The organism is Bdellovibrio bacteriovorus, from assembly GCF_001592745.1.
Classification (GTDB): Bacteria; Bdellovibrionota; Bdellovibrionia; order Bdellovibrionales; family Bdellovibrionaceae; genus Bdellovibrio; species Bdellovibrio bacteriovorus_B.
The window spans coordinates 1,913,591-1,938,589 of record NZ_LUKD01000001.1 but is presented as its reverse complement, the minus strand read 5'-3'; the positions used below and the strand labels follow the sequence as shown (position 1 = coordinate 1,938,589).

Here is a 24,999-nt window from a genome sequence, read left to right as displayed (position 1 = left end):
ATGCACCCACAAGTCAAAGTCATCGAGCACCCTTTACTTAAACACAAACTCGGCTATCTTCGTGATAAGGATACGTACTCTCACGAATTCCGGGAAATCGTGAAAGAGATTTCAAAAATCCTAGTGTATGAGGCCATGCGAGACTGGAAGCATCTGGAATCTGTTCCTATTGAGACTCCTATTGCTAAGACCACTGCAGAACGCATTATCCAGCCCCCTGTCGTCGTGTCTATAATGCGCGCAGGGAACGGAATGCTGGACGCTGTGCTGTCGATGATCCCACGCGCTTCTACGGGCTTTATAGGCATTTATAGAGATAAATTTATTCAAAACACCGTAGAGTACTATTTTAAACTCCCTCAGGACGTTCAGAATAAAGAAATTATACTCTGTGATCCTTTGATTGCCACGGCCGACACTATTGTGGCAGCTATAGATCGTTTAAAAAACTACGGCGTCGGCAAGGTGAAGGTTTTAAGTATTCTCGCCAGCCATCATGGGCTCGACAGGATTTTACACTTCCACCCCGATGTAGAGATCTACACGCTCAACATCGAAGAGCAGGTCAACGAAATGGGATATCTGGTCCCGGGCCTGGGTGATGCCGGAGACAGACTGTTTCAAACCAAATAGGGATTCATGCATGAGCGTTTACATTATCGGTGTAGCAGGTGGCAGCGGATCAGGCAAAACTCACTTCGCCTTGGAATTGCAGAAGCAATTGGGTGAAGACAATTGCATGATCCTTTACCAAGACAACTACTACATCGATCAGTCGGCTCGCTTTGACGGAGACGGCGGGTCGGTGAACTTCGATCATCCCAGCAGTCTTGATTTTTCTTTATTGGCACAAGGCCTTCGTCAGCTTAAAGATGGCCAGGATATTGAAATTCCTTTGTATGATTTTAAAACCCACACCCGCCGTCCAGAGACTTTGACCAAAAGCCCCACGAAAATAGTTCTGGTCGATGGCATTCTGATTCTTCATTCAGATCTTGTCCGTGCAGAGCTTAACGAAGCCGTCTTCTTTGACACACCTGAAGAGTTGCGCTTTCAACGCCGCCTTCACCGCGACGTTCATCACCGTGGTCGCACTCCTGACGGGGTTAAAAAGCAATTTGAACTTCAAGTGCGTCCGATGCACAATGAGTTTGTTGAGCCCTCCAAGAACTTTGCTGACATTGTTGTTAAAGATCTTGGCGAGTACTCAGAAACCCTAAACTCCTTTTGCCAAAGACTGAATACGTACCTGGATTCTTAAAAGTTTTTGCGCAAAAGCCCTAGCACCAAGGACGTTGCGCATGAAACAAAGATTACTCTTTCTTTCTCTCACCGCTTTACTTTTAAGCTGTCAAAACAAAGTGATCCGCACGGACAAAGAGCGTGTGGACCGTGAAACGGCTCAAGCCTATGGTTCCCGCTATGCCGTTTCCACTCAAGGACGTTTTTCTTCCCAAGCGGCAGAAAAGATCTTCGCACAAAACGGAAACATCATTGATGCAACGGTGGCGGCCTCTTTCACTGTTTCGGTTGAACGTCCTCAATCTACGGGTATTGGGGGCGGCGGCTTTATGATTTTTCATGAAGCCAAAAGCGGAGAAACTTACGCCATTGATTTCCGCGAGCGTGCGCCCCTGAAAGCCACTAAGAACATGTATCTTGGAAAAGACGGTAAAGCCGACGCTGACAAATCTCAGAATGGCGTCTTGGCTGTCGCCGTTCCCGGCTTGGTATCAGGTCTTTTAGAAATTCATCAGCGTTTTGGCTCATTACCTCTAGAGACAGTTTTGCAACCCGCTATTGAGCTGGCGGAAAATGGGTTCCCGATCTATCCCGAATTTCATCGCGCCTTAGAAAATCGCGCTGCAGTACTTGCTAAAGATCCGGAGGCTAAAAAAATATTTTTAACGGCGGACGGAAAAGTTCCCCCGGTAGGAACAGTTTTGGTACAAAAAGATTTGGCAAAAACGCTTCGCCTGATCGCTAAAAACGGAAAGAATGGGTTTTACAAAGGCCCCGTTGCTCAATCTATCATCAAACTTTCAAAAGAACGTAAAGGCATCATCACTCAAAAGGACTTTGATAGTTATCAAGTGAAGTGGCGCAAACCGCTTGTTGGAAAATTTCAAAAGTACGAAGTGGTTTCAATGCCCCCACCCAGCTCTGGAGGAGTTCACGTCATCCAGTTTTTGGAATTTCTTGAAAAAGATCAGCTAAAAAAACAGGGCCCTTTGACAGCCCAATCTATTCACCTAGCCGCTTCGGCATTGCAATCTTCATTTGCAGACCGCGCGAAGTACTTAGGAGATCCTGATTTTGTGAAAGTCCCAGTAGAAGGCTTGATCTCTAAAGACTATGTACAAAGTCGTCGCAACGAAGTGCCTGTAGACCGCGCCCGCAAAGCCTCGGAAGTCGCTGCCGGAAAGCCCCCTGGGTATGAGTCTACCGAGACCACACATCTGTCTTTGATGGACGCTGAAGGCAATGCCGTTGCCACCACTCAAACAATCAATGGCTGGATGGGAGCCGCGATTGTCGCACCAGGCACCGGAATCGTATTAAATAACGAGATGGATGACTTCTCAGCGCAAGAAGGAGGCTCTAACTTATTTGGCGCTATCGGTGGTAAACCCAATGCCATTGCTCCTCAAAAGACGCCTCTTAGCAGCATGTCACCGACACTCCTTTTAAATAACAAGAAACCCGTTTTGGCTGTCGGTGCCCCTGGCGGAACTCGCATCATCAGTTGCGTTGCGCAAACAATCTTAAACTATGTTGAGTTTAAAACGTCGTTGTATGATTCCGTCGCTATGTTACGCTATCACCACCAATGGCAACCGGATGTTTTATACATCGATCCCCCAGGACCCGGCGCGGATGTTGTCGCAAAGCTTCAGGGAATGGGTTACGACGTGAAAATCGAACCTGTTCCTTGTTACGTGATGGCGGTTGCTAACGAAAGAGATACTTTGCACGGAGTCGCCGACCCACGTGATATCGGCATTAGTGTCGCAAAATAAAGGAGTCCCCTGTGGAAACAAATGAGCTTCATCGCGGTCGCTTGATCGATCATATTCAGTTAGTAGTGAAAGATCTTGCTGCCAGCAAAAAATTTTATATGGCTGTATTTAAGACTCTTGACGTTCCCCTAGGAGGCGAGGGCCCGGATTATTTCTGGGTTGATGAACTGTTTGTGTCTTCGGTCGATAGCCAGGCCGCCGTCGGAAAACTTACGGGTCGTGTGCACTTGGCATTTCAAGCTAAAGACCGCGACATGGTTCAAAAATTTTATAAAGCGGCCTTAGAAGCTGGCGGCAAAGACAACGGAGCTCCGGGAGAACGCCCGTATCATCCCGGATACTACGCTGCTTTTGTAATTGATCCCGATGGCAACAACATCGAGGCGGTTTTTCATGGACCCGCAAAAAAATCAGCAGATTCCGTGAAAATCACATTCTAATTGTTTCTTAAAATGCGGAGTTCACCTCCGCATTTTCTCATTGAGCTTTCCCTTGATTGTTTTTGGTTGCGTTTAGTCGCGAGGGTCGTTAATCCCCTTTCACTATGAAAACACTGATTTCTTTATTTATCGCCCTGTCTGCTTCCACGTCCATCGCCTCTGTCACCCGCTTGGTTTGTATTCCATCTCAAAACGACGACGTCAGAATCGAAGTGCTGTTCAATAAGGCGATCAATCCCAAAACGCCTTTCATCGGAAGTTATAGTTTTGGTGCAACCTTGATCGTAAAAGAAAAAGGCTTCTCGAAAAGCTACACGAACTCCAATGTTCGCATATCGCCAGAAACATACTATAGTGACATCAGCTTGCGTGGCGATGCTGAAGGTGTTTACTTAAGACTTTATCCGCAATTCCAAGGTTCTGAGTTCTCTCATTATACGGGACAACTGTTTGTGAACGATCTTGAGACACGGGACTACTTTAACTTCCGCGACTCTGGTATGGGTCCCGGTTTTTCCTGCAAATAAGCAAAGGCTGGGAGCAATTCCCGGCTGTGTGGAATAATACCCCACTCGAAACGATTAAAATCACCACAGTGTTTTTAACGGCTGGCACTTCCTGTGCTTTCTCTTATCTTCATAACGCAGGAGAGCGCTATGATGAATACACAGATTTCAAAAGAGAAATGGCCCTTGCTTAAAGCAGAGCTACAAAAAACCTGGGAAGACATTTCTAGCGAAGAACTTGAGATGACTCATGGAAGTATCAAATCAATCTATGGTTTGGTTCAGCAAAAATGCGGTCTGCATGAAGAAGAAGTCAAAGGTGTCCTGACATCTCTTTTGAAAAAGTACGGTCCTGACAAGAAAAAGCACTAAAACTTCGGAAGTTCCACGGCGGCTCGAAAGAGACGCCGTGGATACCACTCTATTTTTATTTTCAAACCCAGCGTGCTCAACCTCACGAAACTTCGAATTAAAGTAAGTGTCAGATTTTTGTACAGAAAAATTGTTCCGAAAATAGAGCCTTCTCAACTACAATAGTTGCTGGAGGTTTTTCCTATGAGAACACCTGCACTTATTATGCTGCTATTGGCTCTCTCCTTGAGTGCTAACGCAGCCCCCAGCAAAAAAGCGACTCCCAAGAAGGAGGAATCTGTGAAGACTGAAAAGTACAACCCTGAGACATGCGCCTTCCCTAAAGACGATGCAGAACTGAAGAAACTCTTAAGCCCTGAGCAATACGAGATTACAAAACGAAATGCTACGGAAGCACCATTTAGAAATTCCTATTGGAACAATCATCATCCCGGAATCTATGTCGACGTGATTTCCAAAGAGCCGTTGTTTTCTTCGAAAGATAAATTCGATTCGGGCACGGGCTGGCCCAGCTTTAGTAAGCCGATCAATAAAGGCATCGTAAAAGAAAAGAAAGATATGTCTCATGGAATGGTGCGCACCGAAGTCAGATCTTCGCGCGCTGATTCGCACTTAGGCCATGTGTTTGATGATGGCCCCGGAGAAGATGGTTTGCGCTACTGTATTAATTCAGGCTCTTTACGTTTTGTGCCATTAGAAAAAATGGAAGCTGAAGGTTATGAAGATTGGCTCAAGGATTTTAATGAAAAAGACTGGGCCGAAGCGAAGAAAAATCCCTACAAACCTTAGTTAAAATAATATTCATCGCGCGCTCGAGTCCTTGAGCGCGCGATTCATTACATCCCTGTAAGATTTTCTTGAGTTTCTCCTCTGAAAATTCAGTGCTGTTAAAAAGCGTTCAAAAATTAAAACACGTCATTGTTTTCTCTCGGCACTTGCAGTGCTAAGTATTTTCTTTTTTATGATGCGTACATCAATTTTCAGAAAAAACTGCGTCCCTTTGTAGATTTTTATCTCGAGTGTGATAGGAAGTCCGTTCCCCTGCAATATCGCATTTAATTTCGTAACTTCTTAAAGGTGTGATGTGACTGAAAACTTCGAAAAAAGCTCTCGCTTTACGACTTTAAAAACATTCTTTCTTGTTGCCGCGGTCTTGATTGTTTTTAATTCGATTCTGCTGCTTAACGTCTTTAGAAATATTCGCCAGCAACAAGTATGGGTGCAGCACACCGCAAATGTCATCTCTGAGCTGGATTTGATGCTATCAGCGGTCAAGGACGCAGAAACAGGTGTGCGCGGATTTCTTCTGACAAACCGTAAGGACTATTTGGATCCGTATTTTTCTGGTGTGAAAGAGGCTCGCGAACGCTACCAAAATCTGCGCAGCCTCACAATCGATAATCCGCGCCAACAGGCTTCCTTAAATGACATCGAAAAAACTCTGACAGATCGAGAAGAAGCTTTTAAGAACTCTCTGCGCAAGCTCTCTACGGTAAAAGAGGACGCTGCTTTGCCTGGCGATGGCAAAATCGTTATGGATAAGTTGCGTGATCAAGTCACTCTTATGAAAAACGAAGAACAAAGACTTCTTAAAGATCGTCAACAGAAAGCTCAGTCTTCTGAAGACATCGGTTATATTTCTTGGTTTTTCTCGATCGCCGTCAATCTCGCTTTAACAGGAACTGCTTTTTATCTTATTCGTCGTAGTTGGCGCCAACAAGGCGCTGAAAACGCTCGCCAGGCCCGCGAAACCTGGATGAAATCGCGACTGGCAGAAGTCTCTGCGATCCTAGCAGAAGATTTAAACATGGCTGAAATGGGTGATAAAGTTCTTCATTATCTTTGCCGATTTCTGCAGATTCCGGCGGCTCGTCTTTACATTACCGAGGGTGACAGTCTTCTTTTGAAGGCCACGTACGCTGAAAGCAAGGCTTTCGCAAATAGAAGGATTGAGCGCATCAAGATCGGTGAGACACTACTAGGTGAAGCCGTTCAAAAGGATGAGATGTTTAAAGTGCGCAACGTGCCGCCTGGCTATCTACAAATTGAATCAAGCTTAGGTATCACCGATCCCAAATCAATTCTATTTTTCCCGATATATCAATATGGAAAACCCGTAGGAATTTTAGAGTTCGCCTTATTCCGCGATCTTACAGATGACGAGCGCACGCTTTTAAACAGTCTGCGCGAAGTTGTTGCCGTCGGCATTAACACTGCTCACGCCAAAGAAGACTTGCAGCGCCTCTTAAATACGACACAAGAACAAGCTCTCGAGTTGCAAGCTCAACAAGAAGAACTTCGCGCAAGTAATGAAGAGCTTGAGGAACAAGCTCGCGCCCTAGAAGCGCAACAGGAAAACTTGAACAACAAAAATCGTGAGCTTGAATTTTCTCGCAAGGAAGTCGAAGCAAAAGCTTTGGATCTAGAAAAAACGAATCAATATAAGTCCGAGTTTTTAGCAAAAATGTCGCATGAACTTCGCACACCCTTAAATAGTTTATTGATTTTAGCGACGCTTCTTAAGGAAAACAAAGAAGGGAACCTTAACGAACAGCAAATTGGTTTTGCTTCGACAATTTATGATGCCGGTAACGATTTGTTGGGACTGATCAGTGATATTTTAGATATCTCTAAGATCGAGGCCCGTAAACTGACCTTAAGAGCTGAAAAATTCACGATAGGTCATTTGATTTCCCAGCTTCAGTCTACCTTCTTGCCACAAACAAATAAAAAGAATCTTCGTCTGGTGATAGATGCTTCGGAAGAGGTCAAAGCCGTTCAGATGAACACTGATTTACAACGTGTCGAACAGATTCTGCGTAACTTCCTTTCAAACGCCGTGAAATTTACGGAAAAAGGAAGCATTACAATTAAAGCCGAACAGTCTTCTTCACGCGACGGTTTCGTCACGATCAAAATCATCGATACTGGTATAGGTATTTCCGAAGAAAAGCGCATCACTATCTTCGAAGCCTTCGAGCAGGCCGATAGTTCTATCAGCCGGCGCTATGGTGGCACGGGCTTGGGCCTGACGATTTCTCGCGAGTTAACATCCCTTTTAGGTGGGCAAGTTTACGTCGATAGCGAAGTGGGTTATGGAAGTGCCTTTACTTTGGAAATTCCACAAACACTTCCGGGGGCCCCTTCTTTGTCGCAAACACAGGCTGCCCCCCAAAAAGTGGTGAAGTATGTAGCTCCCGCTCGCCCTGAACGCTCTTCCGTGATTGTCGACGAAAAGGTATCGGCAATGATTTCTTCTTTGGAGCCGCACCTAAAAACTTTGTTAGTTGTTGAAGATGACGAAGCGACAAGCCGTCTTATCGCACAGACTGCTAAAGGTTATGGTTACCAATCTCTTGAAGTGAATTCGGGCGAGCTAGCCTTGGCCGTTTTAAAAGAGTATGTTCCAACAGCGATCATGTTAGATATTAAACTTCCTGGAATCAGTGGGGTTGGTTTGCTTGAAACAATCAAACAAATGCCTCGCTTGCGCCACGTCCCGGTTCACATGATTTCAGCCCTTGATTACCAACACAACACGATGCGCATGGGCGCCATGGGTTACCTGGCAAAACCAACATCTATCAAAGATGTCAGTACAGCTCTTAGCCAAATAGAAACGCTGATTTCGAAAAAGGCCCGAAGCCTTCTAGTTGTGGAAGACGATCAAGCTCAGCGGGACGCCATCATCAGCCTTGTGCAAGGTTTAGATCTTAAAATTGTCGGCGCAAGTCACGGACAAGAGGCCCTAGAACACCTTAATAATGAAACTTTTGATTGCGTGGTTTTGGACCTTGCGTTGCCCGATATGAGCGGTGCCGAGTTCTTAGATAAGCTTAACGCCATTAGCTCTCACCTGCCTCCGGTAATTATCTATACAGGTCAGGATCTTTCTCGAGATGAAGAGGCTGCCCTTCGCCAGTATGCTGAAAGTATTATCTTGAAAGGAGTACGTTCTCCAGAGCGCTTGTTGGATGAAGTGAACTTATTCCTTCACCGCGTAGAAGAAGACCTGCCAGAACAGCAGCGAGATTTATTAAAGCAGTTGCGCAGTCGCGAGCAAAGCTTCGAGGGAAAAACAGTTCTTTTAGTCGATGATGATCTTAGAAACTTGTTTTCGTTAACTCACGTCTTAGAAGGCAAAGGTTTTAAGGTCGTGGTGGCACGGGATGGTGTGGAAGCCTTAGAGAAACTCGAAGTCGCTCAAAAGGTCGATGTGATTCTTATGGATATCATGATGCCACGTCTAGATGGGTACGAAACCATCCGTAAAATCCGGGAAAAAAGCCAATACGAAACCACTCCGATCATTGCCCTGACCGCGAAAGCTATGAAGGGTGACCATGAAAAGTGTATTCAAGTCGGTGCTAACGACTATCTGCCGAAGCCAATCAACCTAGGAAGTCTTGTATCGGTCTTAAAAGTCTGGGTTTCATCACTGGAGACCATCGTTTAATGAATGATGCTTTGGTAAGAAAACTTTTACTGCAGGGAATTTACGAGAAATATGGCTACGACTTCAGTGGCTATAATGAAAGCTCGTTCACTCGCAGGGTTGAAGGTTTGCTGTCGAAGTATAGCTTACCAGATGAACTTGAATTGATGGCTCGAATTCTGCGCGATCCCCATTTCTTTGCAGAGCTGGTTCCGCAGTTAACGATTTCTACGACCGAACTGTTTCGCGACCCTTCGTTCTTTTTGGCGTTTCGTGAAAAAGTGGTCCCTGTGCTGAAGACATATCCCGCTCTGAACTTTTGGATTGCGGGTTGTAGCACGGGTGAAGAAGTTTATAGCTTGGCAATTTTACTGCAAGAAGAAGGTCTGTACGAAAGATCGCTGATCTACGCGACGGATATAAATCACAATTCTTTAAAGAAAGCCTCGGAAGGCATTTACGCTATTGAAAGCATGCGAGCATTTGCAAAAAACTATACAGAGGCAGGGGGCAAAGAAAGTCCTTCGGAGTACTATACAGCTGACTATGATTTCGCACGCTTTCGCGCTTCATTGCGCGATCATGTAGTCTTCTCTGATCACAACTTGGCGACTGATGAATCTTTCTTAGAACACAACGTTATCTTCTGTCGCAACGTGATGATTTATTTCAATAGAGAATTACAGGGGCGTGTTTTTGATCTCTTCTTTAATTCTTTAAGTGACCGAGGATTTTTAGGTTTGGGTTCTAAAGAGACGCTTCGCTTTTCCCAATACAAGGACTCGTTCGACGAGATTGATGCGGGACAGAGAATCTATCAAAAAAACCCAATGCAGGTGGCAAAGAAAATTAGAAAAGTGTAATTAAAGATTCTGTAATAGGTGTGGACAACAATAATAACAAATTGTTTACATAACTCGGTACGTTCGTGGAGATGGCATGTTTGGGAGAAACATGGATAAAACAAAAATTCTCGTCGTGGATGACCACCGAGAAAACATTGTTGCGATGTCAGAGCTGATTGCAAATGATGACATCGATATTTACTCTGCCGTCAACGCGGAAGAGGCCTTAAATCATATTCTAGAGCACGATTTTGCGTTGGCGCTCTTAGATATTCAAATGCCCGGTGTGAGCGGTTTTGAACTAGCGCGCCTTATCCGCGGTGTCCATCGCACTCGCAACTTACCCGTCATTTTCGTGACGGCAGAGCAGCGCGATCAATCTATCATCTTTGAAGGTTATGAAACCGGCGCCATCGATTTAATGTTTAAGCCATTAGATCCTTACATAGTCCGCAGCAAGGTGCAGGCCTTTGTACAACTTGATTATCAAGCCCGTCTATTGCGCGAACAAATGAAGGAAGTTGAACGCCTTCGTAAAAGAGCTGAAGATGCGAACATGGCAAAAAGCCAGTTCTTAGCGAACATGTCGCATGAGATCCGTACTCCCCTGGCGTCCGTTTTAGGCTTTTCTGATGTTCTGTCTCAAGAAGTTTTAAGTGATGAAGAAAGATTGGATTGCTTAGCAGCCATCCGTCGTAACGGCGAACTGCTGCTTCGACTTATTGATGATATTTTGGATCTTTCAAAGATCGAGGCGCAACAACTTCAATTAGTGAAAACTGAATTTTCATTAGATGAAGTGATAGATGATATCAGTGCCACGTTGAATTTGCGTTGCGAACAAAAAGGCATTGCTTTACGCATCCGCAGATTCTTACCGCAATATAAATTCTATTCTGATCCCATCCGCATTAAACAGGTTCTTTTAAACATCATTGGGAACGCCGTTAAGTTTACAGAAAAAGGAACAGTCGACGTCGAGGTGACCGCGGAACCGGCGGGCGGAAATTCCACACGTCTTTTCTTTAAGGTCAAAGATTCCGGTATTGGCATTTCAAAAGACGAGCAGACAAATCTTTTTCAACCTTTTAGCCAAGCTGATATTTCAACTCGCCGACGCTTTGGCGGCACGGGCTTGGGCTTGGTGATTTCAAGACATCTAGCTCAAACTCTTCATGGAGATTTGATTTTAAAAGAATCTGCTCCAGGTCAAGGCTCAACATTTGAAATTTCAATGATCTTAGAAAACTCAGAGGCCATAGCTCATGCTCCTCACTTCGCGGTCGCTCCCCAAGAGGGCCAGCAAGCGAAGGTTGAAGTTCTTGAAGGCAAAAAAATTCTTGTCGTTGACGATGTGAGCGACAATCGACTTTTAATTGATCGATATCTCAAACACTCTGGATCCGAAATTATTGAAGCCAGTTCAGGGGCTGAAGCGCTCAGTATGATTTCAGAAAAAAAACCAGATATCGTGCTTATGGATATCCAAATGCCAATGATGGACGGATACGAAGCCACAGGTCGTGCGCGCGACAATGGTTATGGCGGACCAATCATCGCTTTAACTGCCCACGCAATGAAAGAAGAAGCAAAGAAATGCTTAGATGCTGGCTGCGATGAAGTGATGACAAAACCCGTTCGCCGCAAAGAGCTGACGGAGCTTATCGTTAAACTTCTTTCTCCAAGAGAAGTCTTGCATTAGATATTACGGGGGCAAAGGCTTGCCCCTTTTGTTTACTTATCCACACTGCTTTTCCAATTGATTTTCATTCTGCTAAACCCGCTCTTGTAGTGTCTAAATTTCGCCGTGATGTTTAGGTCCAAAAAAATATGAAGTTTATTTTTTGCGATCTTTTCTTCTACATCTTTCAAAACTCCAACCGATTAATTTATTAGGAACCTTTAACAGCTGGAGTAGACGTTTATGAAATCTTGGAGTCTTAAAGCGAAGCTGACAGTCATGGGTTTATTTGTATCTTTCTTATCCGCTACGAGCGGGGCCATTGGTTTTTATTTTCTGAATGAGGTGACATACGAATACAACATTGTCGCCGACGAAAATCTTCCTTCATTGAAAGAGCTGGCGGACCTCCGTGCGACTATCCGCGAATTGCGCATCCATGTGCGCAGCATCGGCCTTTCGGGCAATAACCAGTCAGAAGTAAATAACTACATCGAGCATTCCAAACAACAGATAGCGCTTTTTGAACAACATATCGAACGCTACACCAAGATAGATCCGACGGCAAAACAGCGCCAAAGTTTTCAAGAGTTCCTCAGTGGATGGAACGAATTCAAGGCTTTTGGTGGAGAAGTTCTGACGTTGGCTCAGGACTTCGGTACTAACGAAGAAAAAATCGCGAATCTAGTTCGCGAAGTATGTCCTGGGAAGGCCGAGAAAGTCTATGCTCCGCTATTGCGTGAAACACAGTATCAAGTCGAATACGCTGAGCGAGCATCTGCTTTAGCCCACAAAGCTGAAAACGAATCAAAAACCTGGGTCAGTGTATTTGCTGTGGTTTCGATCGTTTTAGCGGGGGCTGTTTCATTCCTGGCTTCGATCTCCATTAGCAAGACAGTTAAAAAAATCTGTGATGCCTTGGCTGAGAATTCTTTGGAAGTGCACAAAGCATCTTCAGCGCTAACTGAAACAAGTAAGACAGTTCATGGAGGCTCCAGCAAGGCCGCAGCGATGGTGGAAGAAAGCACGGCCTCAATGACCGAGATTGAATCCATCGTGAAAACTAGTACCGAAAGAGCGATGCAGGCTAAGTTGGCTTCGGAAGAATCAAAGCGTTCTGCAGAAGACGGTTCCCATGCGGTTCAACAGCTGATGCATTCGATGACAAAAATCAGTGAAAGCTCGAAGAAAATGCAAGACATCATCAACATTATTGAAGATATCTCTTTCCAAACAAATCTTCTGGCTTTAAACGCAGCCGTAGAAGCCGCGAGAGCGGGTGAAGCAGGTCGTGGCTTTGCTGTCGTGGCCGAAGCTGTTCGATCTTTAGCGCAACGAAGTTCGATTTCTGCTAAAGAGATCTCGGACCTGATTTCACAAAGCGCAGAATATATTGAAGAGGGTGCCTCCAAGGCAGAGTTAAGCCAGGAAGTGCTGAAAACAATATTAATGAACATCGAACAAGTTTCCGGTTTCAATCAAGACATTGCGTCCTCGGCGGCAGAACAAAAAGCCGGGATCCAACAGGTCAGCGGAGCTTTGGTCAATCTGGATTCCACATCACAGAGCAATAGCAAAGCTTCTGAGGAAATGTCGTTCATCGCAGACGAACTGAATGATAAAACCAATTCCGTCGATGCTTTGATTCTGGATCTACGAAAACTGATTGAAGGAAATAAAGCCGCTTAACAAAAAGGGACCTTGCGGTCCCTTTTTTACTTCTTAAAACATTCTAACTTGTGGGTCAGTCTTCCTTGCACAACTGAGAGTTGCAGTCGGCCTTCTTTAGAAAATTCCGCCGTCGTTAATGAGCCTTTTGTATAATCAGGTTCCTCAGTGATGCTCACGAAGTAGGGCCCCTTGCTTTTATCACCACTAAGCACAAAGGCCCTTCCATCTAGCGATGCCGATAAGGCCATATGATAAGCTGACTCGGTTTCGATAGTGAGCGGTACGCTTTCTCTGCGAGCCGTCCCGTCTGGGAATGATTCAAAGACCTGGGCGGTGCATTCAATTTTTTCAGAAGCCGCAAAAGACAATGCGGGTAAAAGAAATAAGAAAACCGAAGATAAGATACTTTTGAACATAAGCCCCCCTCAAAGCTTGAGGAAGTCTATGTAGTTTTATTTTAAATTCCAATAAAATAAGAAACTTCCTTCACCGAAAATTTCTTATTTCAGATATTAGTCATTTTTATTTTGAAAGACCCAGCTTTTGTTCTAAACGTTCCAGACGTTTTTTAAGATCGGCGTTTTCGCTCTTCAACTCTTTGATAGCCGCATTCTTTTGCTTGTTTTCGGCTTCTAACGAAGCAATACGACGGTCATGAGCTTCTATTTTCGCGGACAGTCTTTGCAGTTGCTGTTCAGACGCTTTACAAAGCCCGTAAAGCTCTTTTGTAGACTCAATCAATGGTGACACGAGCTTAGCGTAATTCACTGATTTATAGCCATTTTCATCCGTAGAGACAGCTTCAGGGAAAACTTTTTCCGTTTCCTGAGCGATCACACCAATATCAGAAACTTTTTCGATAGCCACCGGCGTGCTTTCAGGTATCCAGTTAAAACGGACACCATTTAATTTTAGTACGTGCTCTAAAGCGCTCTCGATGGGGCGAATGTCTTTTTTAAAGCGCTGATCAGAAGGAGTGTTCCAAGAAGTGGCATAGGCCGTTCCGTTCACCGTGAATAAATGCGAAGGAGCTGTCGTACCAACGCCAACAAAGCCATCAGTACTGCGAATAAACAATCGACTTACGGCAGATGCGTTTGTTTCAAATGAGAATCCAACGCTATCGGTATACCGCAATCGCCCGTGGTAATCGACCGCCAAATTGGAACTTCCTCGAAAGTCGATGAAGGACGTATCATCATTTCCACTGGCGATTTCAAAGCCTCCATCTTGAGAAGACGCGCGGATGTAACCGCCATTCACGGAGTTCATGATATCTAAATCGGAAGAAGGTGACGTGGTTCCTATACCGACATACCCACCACCGTTGATAGTCAATCTTGGCGCGTTACCCGTGATCAAGTGCAAGGGCACCGCACTTCCGGTACCGACCAACATAGACGACGCTGGCTTCCCATTCCAACTACGAACAGCCACGGCATCAGCTGCTGCAACGCTCCCGAACATGCCCGAGTTGGTAGATGAATAAGCCACGACTTCCATTGCGGCAGTATCTGATTCTGCAGCAAATCCCGCATAAGCCCCGACGGATGTGTTGGTATTCTGAGCCCGAATGGCCGTAAAACCATCAAAGGATTTTAAAACATCCAAAGGAACCGTCGGAGAAGTATTTCCGATTCCAACGTAGCCATTTCCATCAATACGCATTCTTTCCGTGCGTGTCGCTGCTCCGGTGCTTGTAGTTTCAAAAGTCATTCTAGAACCGCGATTTGTCGTGGATTGATTTTCCGTGGCACTGACTTCAATCGCTGATGTCGTCGTACCCGTGCCTGAGCCATCATGCGCGCGGAAATAAAATCCACCAATAGTGTTCCCTGAAAGGACACCGGTGTTCGATGCCAAGGTGCCTCGAGTTCGTGTCATCATCAAAGCGGCACCGTTATAGTCTGAATCAGATGAGTGGAATAAGCGCTGTTGGAAAGCATCTGTCGATTGAACATCGACGCTGTAAGAAGGAGAAGAAGCTCCGACACCTAGATAACCTGAAGAAGTCAGATAGAGTTTCTGGTAAGTCCCACCCATCCCCAAATCCATGCGACTGCTAGAATAATCTACCGATAAGAAATTCGTGTAACCCCCGCAAGCAACCGAAGTACACTTTCCCATATTCATGCTTGTGCCGTTGGTATAAAAGCTGGTTAAATTACCTCCACGATCCATAATGAATTGAGAATACTGTCCTGTATCCCCTTTAACGACGAAAGAATGATTCGTCCCTGTGTAGGCCGTGCCGGAGCCACCAGCAACAATGACACCGTCATCATAGAAGAGTTTTGTTCCAGACGCCTGCCATTGACCTAAAGTCGAAGGCAAAGCACTTGCTGGAAGTCGACCAGAGCCATCAAGTAATAAAACTTCGTTCGCCGCCGTACCAGCCGCTTTTGTCGCTGCCGTCCCAAGTCCCGTGACTTGCGTATTCGCGATAGAAATACTCTGACACTCAAACTTGTCAGTGATAGAGCTCCAGTTCAAAGTTTGAGAAGCCGTACAGCCCGCAATATTGAAAGCACTTCCACCAGTTGAGTTTGTCAGTTCACTTAACTTAACGAAGGAAGGCGCCCATTTGTTGGTGCCACCATCCCATTTCAAAACTTGATTGGCACTGCCTCCAGTAGAAATACCTGTACCGCCATTTGCAATTGGCAGAACTCCCGTTACATCCGTCGTAAGATCCACGGTGCTCGATCCATTTGTAGCTGCCGTGATTCTTCCTTGCGCATCGACCGTGATATTTGCTTTCGTATAAGATCCGGGAGTCACCGCCGTGTTTGCTAGTGAAATTGTCCCCGTAGAAGTGATAGGACCACCACTAAGACCGGCGCCCGTTGCAATGTTCGTAACAGTACCGCTGGAAGAAGTATCGGTATCATTCGCACATTCCCAGCGAGAGCTGGCGGCGATCCACTTTAAAACTTGGCCATCACTACAGGCCACATTATTGGGTTTATAAGTTAGGTACTTTGTAGCAACACTTTGAATATCACCAAAATCCAGTGTCACGGCTCCCGTTTTGGTGGCAACTGAAGTTACTGGAAAGGCAATGTTCACATTAGCTGCCGTAGTCAGTCTTCCTTGAGCATCGACAGTGAAAGTGCTTACTTGGGTTGTGGAACCGTAAGATCCCGCAGTCACCGCCGTGTTTGCCAAGGAAATTGTTCCGGTTGAAGTAATGGGACCACCACTGAGACCCGTGCCCGTTGCGATATTAGTGACAGTCCCGCCAGCATTAGAATCATTGGCCGGAGCCCACTTTGTTCCGTCGTATTTAAGAACCTGCCCTGCAGTAAGACCTGTGGTATCGACATCCACACCTTTAATTTTATTCACGGCCACAGCACCAATAGTTCCACTGACATCACCCGCTACGGAAACATTGATTGCCTGACATTGAAATGCGCCCGCAACGGAGTTCCAGTAAGGGGTTTGGTGCGCGCCACAGTTCGCACTGCCCACGGCTGTGTTAAACGCGGACGTTGTTTGATAGTTGCTTAAAGTCGAAGAAAGATTTGTGACGTCAGAAATCGCAATACTTGCTGGAGTCCAATTGGTTCCGGAATATTTAAAAAACTGCCCCGATGTAGGAACTGTCGTCGCCACTGCGACACCTTGCAACTTGCTCACGGTCGGATCAGGATATGTGCCGCCTAAATCTCCGCCAGCATTTCCTGTGGGTGTACGAGCATCAGTAAAACGTGAATCATTTCCTGCCGCCACGGTATTTGCAGCGGTTCCCACATTCACCGTGATTTGTGGGGTGGAGTTTCCATTCGTTACGGTCGCGTAGGCGTTTCCTGAAGTCACGTTGGTAACTGTTCCACCACTAGCCCCCGTTACTGGAGCACATGAAAAAGCAGTGCCATCAAAAGTAAGAAAGTTATTCGCCGGACAACTTGTAACCGTATTTTTTAAAACGAAATCATTCGCCTGATAAGTTCCAAGCTTTTCGGAGGCCGCAGAATACGCGGCATACGGGACAGAACGAATGGTGTTATCGGGTGAAATTGTTTTCCAACCTGAACCATCGTGAAAACGCACGCGCAGACGTCTTTGATCACCGGAGGCCGCGTTATAAGTAGAACCTCCATCACAAGAAAACGACGCCGAGTTGTTGAAAGAATCTAAAAGTTTGAATGTCGCAGAAACGGGATGGCTTTGTGCTCCCCCACCGATGGGAACGTCAAACACCCCACCTGAATTCGTCATGTCGATGTGGTCGATCTGTTCGCGATAGATAATGCACTGACCATTAGGACTTGTTATTTCAAACTGAAAGCTGACGTTATTAAATTCTAACGGAGATCCGTCGGCTTTAAGAATACGTCCCTGATAAGTTAAAAGAGGCGGTGAAGCCTGCACCGAGAGCGCAAGTAAACTCATGATCAACAATGACGTGCCGGAGATTTTGTTTCTCATAGGCATCTTATCGGCATTTTAAACGGTCGCCGAAAGACTGTTGTTAAAAGTTAATAAAGATATGTGTTCCGTATGGTCTCAAACTGAGACACTTTTCCAAGAACACGTCGGGTTTTTCCTTAAGAAATCAGAAGTAATTCGAGCACTGATCGTAGCTTCAAATCTCGAAAAAATAGGAAGTTCTACTTTTGAGTGTCTATCTTATCAAGACGCTGTTCGATTTTATCTAAACGTTCTTTCAGGGCTTCATTTTCTTTTTTCAAAGTCTCTATTTCAGCGGTCTGATCTAAATAGAGCTTATGTAGTTCCTTGACGGCCTCGACAAGGGGTGCAACCAAGTTTTGGTAAGCAACGCTCAAGTATCCAGATTTTGTCGTTCGCACGGCCTCTGGAAAAACTTTTTCCACGTCCTGAGCGATGAGTCCCATTTGCTTTTCAGAGTCACGAGCGCGGTCTTTCCAATAGTAAGTCACACCATTAAGCTGATTGATCTTCGCTAAACTTGCCGGGATTCTTTCGATGTTTTCTTTTAAACGAATATCCGAGTTTTGCGTTAGTGTTCCCGCCATGACTCCGTTACCACTAGCGGTAAAGTAAGTATTCTGTACACCGTTGTTACCCAAAGCCAATGTCGCTTCAACGTAAGCATCCCAGGTCCAAAGACCACCGCCCCAACCTGTGGGTGGCGCAGTTAAATTTATCGGATGCAACTTTAAAAATGGTGACGTGCCTGAGTTCATTGCGACCCATTCTCCACCCACCATGTTATTCACTCGGAAAATCAAGGCATTGATAAGCCCCGTCCCCACGTTGGATCTAAATCCTATTGCCGCTCTTTCCATATCCGTTCCGGTTCCTTGAGCAGAAAGGAAAGAGTTATTCACACCATCACGAGCCATTTGAACCCGCGCGCCCGTGCTTAAAAGACTTGAGAGTGTCACATCGCCCGTCATACGCGAGATCTGGAAGGGAGTATCGATATAAGCTCCCGCATCGTTCGCGCGGTTGATATAAAAATCAGAACCCAAGTTACTGCCACCCTCGGAAGCACTGCTAATACCCAAGTGCCAGCGACGCGCACCTGATGTTGTGAAGTTCAAATATCCAAAGGTTCCATTCGGTCTATTTATCATCAAGGCTTCGCCACCCGAGTTCTCGATTGTCGCTGTTCCACCGCTGACATGAAGTTTTGCTCCAGGTGAAGCCGTGCCGATACCGACGTTACCGCCCGAAAGAATTGTCATGCGAGTCGCCCCACTTGTTTCAAAACCCAGCGCGTAAGCATCGTTGGTTCCAATAGTGGCGTTGGCGCCGAAGGAATTTCCGCCATTTAAAATCACACTGCTATTTACGAATGAAGTACACGTCATCAATCCCGTTGCATCAAACGTCACCATTTGACCGTTAGCACAGTTAAATGCAATCACAGCAGAGCCAGTGCCATTCGAAGCTAGAAGTCTATTGGCCGTTAAGGATGTCGATCCCGTACCACCTTTAGAAACAGGAACCGTTGCAGGGAAATTCACCGGATCCGCACTGATTGTACCGGAAGTGACAGAAAGCCCCGCACCGACTTGCACAGCACCTTTCGTCGAAGTCGTCGCATCATTGATTGAAATGGCAGGAGTTGTTGAACCAGACGACACAGCGATCGGCGCCGTACCTGTTACGTTTGTCACCGTGCCGTTAGTTGGAGTGATCCACTGCAAACCAGAAGCTTGAGCAGAGTTTGCAGAAAGCACTTGGCCGTTTGTTCCTACAGGCAAACGAACATCATTTGTTCCATCGTTGACGATCAAATCACCTTTCGTCGTGGCTGGCGATAAACCGTTAAACGCTGCCGTCGCAGTCGTTTGTCCTGTACCACCGTTAGCAATCGGAAGAGTTCCCGTCACTTCGGTCCCAAGATTTACAGCGGCCCCATTACTCGCGGCTGTCAGACGACCTTGAGCATCGACCGTGATATTAGCGCGAGAGTAAGAACCTGCCGTTACCGCCGTGTTCGCTAGAGAAATTGTTCCCGTAGATGTAATCGGTCCACCGCTAAGTCCCGTTCCCGTAGCAATATTGGTGACAGTTCCACCTGAAGACGTATCGACATCATTCGCACATTCCCAACGCAAGTTGGCGTTAACCCATTTTAAAGTCTGTCCGTCAGAACAAGCCACGTTGTTAGGGCGATAAGTTAAATATTTTGAAGCGGCATTATTGATATCTCCATAATCCAAAGACACCGCACCTGTTTTAGAAGCAACACTTGTTACCGGAAAAGCTATGGCAGCATTAGATGCGGTCGTCAAACGGCCTTGAGCATCTACCGTGAAAGTGGGAACTTGGGTTGCTGAACCATAAGAACCGGCTGTCACTGCGGTGTTCGCTAAGGAAATAGTGCCCGTTGAGGAAATAGGACCACCGCTTAATCCTGTGCCTGTTGCAATATTAGTGACGGTACCACCCGAAGAAGTGTCATTCGCACACTCCCAACGAGAACTTGCGTTAATCCATTTCAAGGTTTGTCCATCGCTACAAGAAACGTTGTTTGGACGATAGGTGAAATACTTTGAAGCGGCGTTATTGATATCACCATAATCTAAAGTCACCGCACCTGTTTTGGTCGCCACACTTGAAACTGGAAACGCGATCGCAGAATTCGCTGCCGTCGTCAAACGACCTTGAGCATCCACCGTGAAGGTAGGAACTTGAGTTGTAGAACCATATGAACCCGCCGTCACCGCCGTATTCGCAAGCGAAATAGTTCCCGTTGAAGTGATAGGTCCACCGCTTAAACCAGTGCCCGTCGCGATATTCGTGACTGTGCCGCCCGCATTGCTATCCGAAGCTGGCGCCCATTTCGTGCCATCATATTTAAGAACTTGTCCTGTCGTAAGGCCGGTCGTATCAACCGTCACGCCTTTGATTTTATTTACAACCACCGCACCGATCGTGCCACTGACGTCACCAGCAACAGAAACGTTGATCGACTGACACTGGAAAGATCCTGAAACGGAATTCCAATAAGGAGTTTGGTGGGCCGCACAGTTCGCACTTCCCACTGCCGTATTAAACGCAGATGTCGTCAGATAATTTGTTAAAGTCGTATTTAAATTGGCAACATCCGACATCGTGATTGCCGACGACAACCACTGAGCACCGTCGAACTTTAAGAAATGACCGGAAGTAGGAGCCACCGAAGACACCGCGACATTTTGAATTTTAGCTACAGAAGGATTTGGATATGTCCCACTTAAGTCTCCACCTGCTGTTCCCGTAGGAATTCTGGCATCGCTGAACCGAGCATCATTTCCCGCGGCGACAGTTCCCGCTGTGGTTCCAACTGAAATTCCTATCACCGGAATGGATGCCGTGCCCGACTTTGTAAGTGGAGCCGTGACGTTGACGTCTGAAACCACACCAGCTCCACCAGCATCGTTTTGACAAGTAAAACTTGTTCCATCAAATGTCAGATACTGTCCCGCCGAACAAGAAGCGACGCTGTTTTTTAAAAGGAAATCACTCGCTAATTTATCGCCCAGCTTTTCTGCCGAATGAGCAAACGCTGAAAAAGGCACGGTACGAATTTCATTTGGTGGATCGATGACTTTCCAGCCCGTTCCATCGTGAAATTGCACTTTCAGCAGACGCCCGTCCCCTGATAAAGGAGAATATGTCGCGCCTCCTGCACAATTTTGCGATTCTGAATTATTGAAAGCATCTAACAAAGAAAACAAAGGATCCGTTGGGAACAACTTCGTTCCACTTCCGATAGGAACATCAAAGACACCCTTTGAGCTTTGCATGTTAATACCGTCTTTTTGTTCACGGTAAATCACACAAGTGCCATTGGGATTAGTAATTTCAAAAAGAAAGCTGACGTTCCCGTATTCTAAGGCAGTTCCATCAGATTTAACGATGCGACCTTGATACGTGAAATACTTAGGCGCAGCCATTGCGAAGCAATTCCAAAGAAGTACCAATATGAGAAGATACGTACCGGAGTAATTCATATTCATTCTATCGGAAGAGTTCGGAGAAACTTAGAGCAGTTTTTAACTGAATCTTGTTCAAATCGGATTAAATCAGCTTAAAGTGCAAGTGTGGGTAACTTTTAATATTTATCGGAGAAGTCTTCACCTTAAATTACCGTATTTTCAAGGTAAGTTCGTATTGAAAGCCCCAGGCAGAAGTTAAAAAAAAAAGCCCCGTCTTTCGACGGGGCTTCCTGATTTTGAATCAATAAATCAAAAAAATTAGTGCTTACCTTTTTTTGATTTTTTAGGTGCTGCTTCTTCTGCTTCAACCGGCTCTGTGCCTTCGTGGTCTTCGCCGTTGTTGCCGTTAGCATCAACCAACAATTTACCGATACCATTCGCTGCCAAGATTTTCGCGCGAAGTTCAGTCATGTACTCCGGATGTTCTTTCAAGAATGTTTTTGCAGCATCACGGCCTTGACCCATGCGCTCACCATTCATAGAGAACCAGGCACCTGATTTTTCAACCAAGTTTGCAGTCACCGCTAAGTCTAACAAGTCACCTTCTTCAGAAATACCTTCACCGTACATCAAGTCGAATTCAACTTTAGTGAACGGAGGAGCCATTTTGTTTTTCACAACTTTCACTGCCGTACGGTTTCCAGTGACGTCCTCACCGTTTTTGATCGCGCCTACACGGCGTACATCCAAACGAACTGAAGAGTAGAATTTCAAAGCGTTACCACCTGTTGTTGTTTCAGGGTTACCGAACATAACACCGATCTTCATACGGATTTGGTTGATGAAGATAACTAGTGTGTTGGAACGGTTGATAGCCGCAGTCAATTTACGAAGTGCTTGAGACATCAAACGAGCTTGAAGACCTACGTGAGAATCACCCATCTCACCTTCGATCTCTGCACGAGGAACCAACGCCGCTACGGAGTCGACAACCAATACGTCGATCGCGCCAGAGCGAACTAGAGTCTCTGTGATTTCCAAAGCTTGTTCACCCGTGTCTGGTTGAGAGATCAAAAGATCTTCAGTGTTAACACCCAATTTACGAGCATAGTTAACGTCCAATGCGTGTTCCGCATCGACGAAAGCGACAACGCCGCCTTTTTTCTGAGCTTGAGCGATCACGGACAAGCAAAGAGTTGTTTTACCAGAAGACTCTGGACCGTAGATTTCTACGATACGACCTTTTGGAAGACCACCGATACCCAAAGCGATATCCAAGCTCAAAGCACCTGTGCTGATTGCTTCAACATCTTTCACGAGAGTTTCGTTTGCGCCCAAGCGCATGATCGAACCTTTACCGAATTGCTTTTCAATAGCAGAAACTGCTAGCTCCAAAGCTTTAGATTTTTCGCCGTTCACTTTGCCGTCTACAGAAGCGTTTGCCATCTGTTGTTCCTCTCTCGTAGCACTTGCTACGACTCTTTAATGTTAAATGTTCTGGCCGAGGCCGTTTTTATTGTCGAGATTTCAAAGAAGCGTCCAGCGCTTCACACAGCCAATTCACTGAATAGTCGACCGATGCATTCTGGATGGCTTTGCGATCTCCCGAAAACAACAGTCTTCGTGAATCTTCAAAGGCCGGTCCAGCAATAGCAATGCAGACAGTTCCTACTGGCTTTGTGGGTGTTCCACCACTCGGACCAGCAATACCTGTGATTGCCACAGACCAATCAGTTTTAAGCTGTCGACGCACTCCGTGCGCCATTTGACGAGCGACCGCTTCGCTCACCGCACCCTCTTGCATGAGAGTGTCTCGACGGACCCCCAGAAGATCCTCCTTCGCCTCGTTAGAGTAAGAAACCACAGAGCCTAAAAAGATGTCGGATATGCCAGGCTGCTCTGTTAAAAAAGCCGAAAGTGCACCTCCAGTACAACTTTCCGCAAAACCCACTGTGAGTTTTTGGTCGCGAAGGGATCGAATGAGTTCTTGAAGCTTTTCAGAATTCAGTGACATCGTTACGGCACCAAAACCTGAGAGCCCAACCAGTTGGTTTGAGTGTAGAGAACTTGCATGATGAGACTCGCAATTATCCCCGCGGCCACATCGTCCACCATCACTCCAAGACCTCCTTGGATCTTCTTATCTAAATATCCTATGAATAAAGGCTTTGTAATGTCCAGCAATCTAAACAGTGCAAAACCGATTAAAATGGCCTGCCATGTCAAAGGCAACCAGACCATAGTAATTAAAAAACCTAAAACCTCATCAATTACGATCTCTTTGTGATCGTGACCGCCCTTATCCTGCTCATAAACTTCGCAGGCAGCAATTCCGACTGGGAGCAGCAAAACAATCGCTGCCATATAGATCAGCGGCCCCGTTTTCCAAAGCAAAATCACCAAAGGAATCGTCGCTAAAGTCGCGACCGTTCCAGGTCCTTTCGGAAAACGTCCAATACCAAAGAGAATCGCCAGCTGTTTTAAGAATGTGCGCATGATTTGAAGAACTACGCTGTCCCATTTTTTATTGCAAAGCAAAATGAACGGCGTCACGGGATTGCCAAAGAATCTCTTATACCTTCAATCAAAATTAGCGATTCGACTTTGGTGCAGAACTCCCGCATCTTCTTTAAGCGGAGGTCAACCATGTTGAAGTGGATGATGATAATAGCAACTCTTGTCTACATAGCGGACACCTTGGTCGCCGCCGTCTAATTATTTTTTAAAATCCCATCACAGCTCACACGGTGTTCGTAATTTTTCGAAGACTCTTACGAACTCGGATCAGATGGACCCACGTTGAATAAGGGGAAATTCAGTAGCTTGTGATGGGAAATATTTAAGAAGTCTTATCGACCCTCTTACAAATCTTCGTAATAAGTCAGATCTTCCGGATACACGTAACGAGACACGATATCACGGAAAGCCCCTTCGATTTGTAGGTCTTTAATGATTTTACGAAGTTCTTGAAACTCTGTCGGCGTCACACGACGCTTGGAAACGTAAATTCCAATTTCAATTTTATTTTTTGGATCGCGAATAAAAGAGACTTTGTTATGCATGTCTTTGCTGTCGACAAAATATTTATTAAAGACCGCCGAAGAAAACATCGCTTGTGCCCGGCCATCTTTAAGAAAGTCATAAAGATGCTCGGGACGAGGACTGCGAATTACACGACGTTGTTTTTCCAGACTTTCAGATTCCGCTGGAAGATAAAAGAATCGACCACCAGTCTGATCCGCAAACTTGATGCGCGGATCTTTCAAATAATCTTGGATGCTTTTTTTAGGATCATAGACAGAGTTACTGACGACCAGAAGACGAGCCGCTTTGTACAATGGAATGAATCGACCTGGCTTTGACCATTCTTCATCGGAAGTTCCAAAAGCAAAAATATCTGTGCGTGAACTTTTAAAATCTTCAAAAGCGCGCGGCAACTCCACCGGATTCAAAGTCATCGTGCAACCCATACGGGCTTCAATCACCTTAATCAAATCAAAAGAAAGACCCTTACCGCCTTTCTGAACATCAGGCACAAATGAAGGGGCCTGATTGTTGACAGTGACCTTGTAGCGGCGTTCACAGATCTTTGTTTCAGCTTGTGCAAGCTGACAAAGTGTTACGCAAAATGCAGTCAAGATTAAGTGTTTCACGATTAACATCTTA

The 24,999-nt window shown here is 45.7% G+C and carries 18 protein-coding genes; 11 read left to right on the top strand and 7 right to left on the bottom strand.

The annotated features are described in order from the left end of the window. From upp to AZI87_RS09235, 11 genes are all read left to right on the top strand, one after another. Entirely contained in the window at nt 1-633 is a 633-nt protein-coding gene (gene upp / locus AZI87_RS09285) for a uracil phosphoribosyltransferase (RefSeq protein ID WP_063206263.1), read from the top strand. 10 nt (nt 634-643) lie between these two features. Continuing rightward, nucleotides 644-1,261 (top strand): uridine kinase, encoded by a 618-nt coding sequence (gene udk, locus AZI87_RS09280; RefSeq protein WP_063206262.1) that lies wholly within the window; start codon nt 644-646, stop codon nt 1,259-1,261. 40 nt (nt 1,262-1,301) lie between these two features. After that, complete coding sequence (ggt, locus tag AZI87_RS09275) at nt 1,302-3,020, top strand: gamma-glutamyltransferase (protein ID WP_063206261.1); 1,719 nt, start codon at nt 1,302-1,304, stop codon at nt 3,018-3,020. A gap of 11 nt (nt 3,021-3,031) precedes the next feature. Beyond that, nucleotides 3,032-3,460, top strand: coding sequence for a VOC family protein (locus AZI87_RS09270; RefSeq protein ID WP_063206260.1), 429 nt, complete (start codon nt 3,032-3,034; stop codon nt 3,458-3,460). A 104-nt stretch (nt 3,461-3,564) separates the two neighbouring features. After that, the gene (locus AZI87_RS09265; protein ID WP_063206259.1) at nt 3,565-3,987 is read left to right on the top strand and encodes a hypothetical protein; all 423 of its coding nucleotides are present in this window, start codon (nt 3,565-3,567) and stop codon (nt 3,985-3,987) included. A gap of 129 nt (nt 3,988-4,116) precedes the next feature. Further along, entirely contained in the window at nt 4,117-4,338 is a 222-nt protein-coding gene (locus tag AZI87_RS09260) for a hypothetical protein (protein ID WP_063206258.1), read from the top strand. 279 nt (nt 4,339-4,617) lie between these two features. Continuing rightward, nucleotides 4,618-5,127, top strand: a complete 510-nt coding sequence (gene msrB, locus AZI87_RS09255; protein ID WP_063206645.1) for a peptide-methionine (R)-S-oxide reductase MsrB — start codon at nt 4,618-4,620, stop codon at nt 5,125-5,127. A gap of 295 nt (nt 5,128-5,422) precedes the next feature. Next, the gene (locus AZI87_RS09250; RefSeq protein ID WP_063206257.1) at nt 5,423-8,794 is read left to right on the top strand and encodes a response regulator; all 3,372 of its coding nucleotides are present in this window, start codon (nt 5,423-5,425) and stop codon (nt 8,792-8,794) included. Further along, nucleotides 8,794-9,636 (top strand): CheR family methyltransferase, encoded by an 843-nt coding sequence (locus AZI87_RS09245; RefSeq protein ID WP_063206256.1) that lies wholly within the window; start codon nt 8,794-8,796, stop codon nt 9,634-9,636. Before AZI87_RS09250 ends, AZI87_RS09245 begins: the two co-directional genes overlap by 1 nt. A 91-nt stretch (nt 9,637-9,727) precedes the next feature. Next, nucleotides 9,728-11,320: a response regulator gene (locus tag AZI87_RS09240; protein ID WP_172795509.1), complete on the top strand. Its 1,593-nt coding sequence runs from the start codon at nt 9,728-9,730 to the stop codon at nt 11,318-11,320. A gap of 222 nt (nt 11,321-11,542) precedes the next feature. Continuing rightward, complete coding sequence (locus AZI87_RS09235; protein WP_063206254.1) at nt 11,543-12,988, top strand: methyl-accepting chemotaxis protein; 1,446 nt, start codon at nt 11,543-11,545, stop codon at nt 12,986-12,988. 26 nt (nt 12,989-13,014) lie between these two features. Here AZI87_RS09235 and AZI87_RS09230 read toward each other — a convergent pair whose 3' ends face one another. The 7 genes from AZI87_RS09230 to AZI87_RS09200 form a co-directional block, all read right to left on the bottom strand. Then, on the bottom strand, nt 13,015-13,386 hold the full coding sequence (locus AZI87_RS09230) for a hypothetical protein (protein ID WP_063206253.1): 372 nt from the start codon (nt 13,384-13,386) through the stop codon (nt 13,015-13,017). A 106-nt stretch (nt 13,387-13,492) separates the two neighbouring features. Next, nucleotides 13,493-17,404, bottom strand: coding sequence for a tail fiber domain-containing protein (locus AZI87_RS09225; RefSeq protein ID WP_081112160.1), 3,912 nt, complete (start codon nt 17,402-17,404; stop codon nt 13,493-13,495). A 182-nt stretch (nt 17,405-17,586) separates the two neighbouring features. Further along, complete coding sequence (locus tag AZI87_RS09220; protein ID WP_063206252.1) at nt 17,587-21,408, bottom strand: tail fiber domain-containing protein; 3,822 nt, start codon at nt 21,406-21,408, stop codon at nt 17,587-17,589. A gap of 243 nt (nt 21,409-21,651) precedes the next feature. Continuing rightward, complete coding sequence (gene recA / locus AZI87_RS09215; RefSeq protein ID WP_063206251.1) at nt 21,652-22,779, bottom strand: recombinase RecA; 1,128 nt, start codon at nt 22,777-22,779, stop codon at nt 21,652-21,654. Nucleotides 22,780-22,846: 67 nt separating this feature from the next. Next, complete coding sequence (locus tag AZI87_RS09210) at nt 22,847-23,347, bottom strand: CinA family protein (protein WP_063206250.1); 501 nt, start codon at nt 23,345-23,347, stop codon at nt 22,847-22,849. Nucleotides 23,348-23,349: 2 nt separating this feature from the next. After that, on the bottom strand, nt 23,350-23,829 hold the full coding sequence (locus tag AZI87_RS09205; RefSeq protein WP_253696617.1) for a phosphatidylglycerophosphatase A family protein: 480 nt from the start codon (nt 23,827-23,829) through the stop codon (nt 23,350-23,352). Between the two features lie 365 nt (nt 23,830-24,194). Then, complete coding sequence (locus AZI87_RS09200) at nt 24,195-24,986, bottom strand: substrate-binding periplasmic protein (protein ID WP_172795508.1); 792 nt, start codon at nt 24,984-24,986, stop codon at nt 24,195-24,197. Between the last annotated feature and the right edge of the window lie 13 nt (nt 24,987-24,999).

Excerpts from the sequence above, each read along its gene's own strand:
- upp (WP_063206263.1), top strand. The coding sequence starts at position 1 with ATGCACCCACAAGTCAAAGTCATCGAGCACCCTTTACTTAAACACAAA.
- udk (WP_063206262.1), top strand. The coding sequence starts at position 644 with ATGAGCGTTTACATTATCGGTGTAGCAGGTGGCAGCGGATCAGGCAAA.
- ggt (WP_063206261.1), top strand. The coding sequence starts at position 1,302 with ATGAAACAAAGATTACTCTTTCTTTCTCTCACCGCTTTACTTTTAAGC.
- AZI87_RS09265 (WP_063206259.1), top strand. The coding sequence starts at position 3,565 with ATGAAAACACTGATTTCTTTATTTATCGCCCTGTCTGCTTCCACGTCC.
- AZI87_RS09260 (WP_063206258.1), top strand. The coding sequence starts at position 4,117 with ATGATGAATACACAGATTTCAAAAGAGAAATGGCCCTTGCTTAAAGCA.
- AZI87_RS09245 (WP_063206256.1), top strand. The coding sequence starts at position 8,794 with ATGAATGATGCTTTGGTAAGAAAACTTTTACTGCAGGGAATTTACGAG.
- AZI87_RS09240 (WP_172795509.1), top strand. The coding sequence starts at position 9,728 with ATGGATAAAACAAAAATTCTCGTCGTGGATGACCACCGAGAAAACATT.
- AZI87_RS09235 (WP_063206254.1), top strand. The coding sequence starts at position 11,543 with ATGAAATCTTGGAGTCTTAAAGCGAAGCTGACAGTCATGGGTTTATTT.
- AZI87_RS09230 (WP_063206253.1), bottom strand. The coding sequence starts at position 13,386 with ATGTTCAAAAGTATCTTATCTTCGGTTTTCTTATTTCTTTTACCCGCA.
- AZI87_RS09225 (WP_081112160.1), bottom strand. The coding sequence starts at position 17,404 with ATGAGAAACAAAATCTCCGGCACGTCATTGTTGATCATGAGTTTACTT.
- AZI87_RS09220 (WP_063206252.1), bottom strand. The coding sequence starts at position 21,408 with ATGAATTACTCCGGTACGTATCTTCTCATATTGGTACTTCTTTGGAAT.
- recA (WP_063206251.1), bottom strand. The coding sequence starts at position 22,779 with ATGGCAAACGCTTCTGTAGACGGCAAAGTGAACGGCGAAAAATCTAAA.
- AZI87_RS09210 (WP_063206250.1), bottom strand. The coding sequence starts at position 23,347 with ATGTCACTGAATTCTGAAAAGCTTCAAGAACTCATTCGATCCCTTCGC.
- AZI87_RS09205 (WP_253696617.1), bottom strand. The coding sequence starts at position 23,829 with ATGCGCACATTCTTAAAACAGCTGGCGATTCTCTTTGGTATTGGACGT.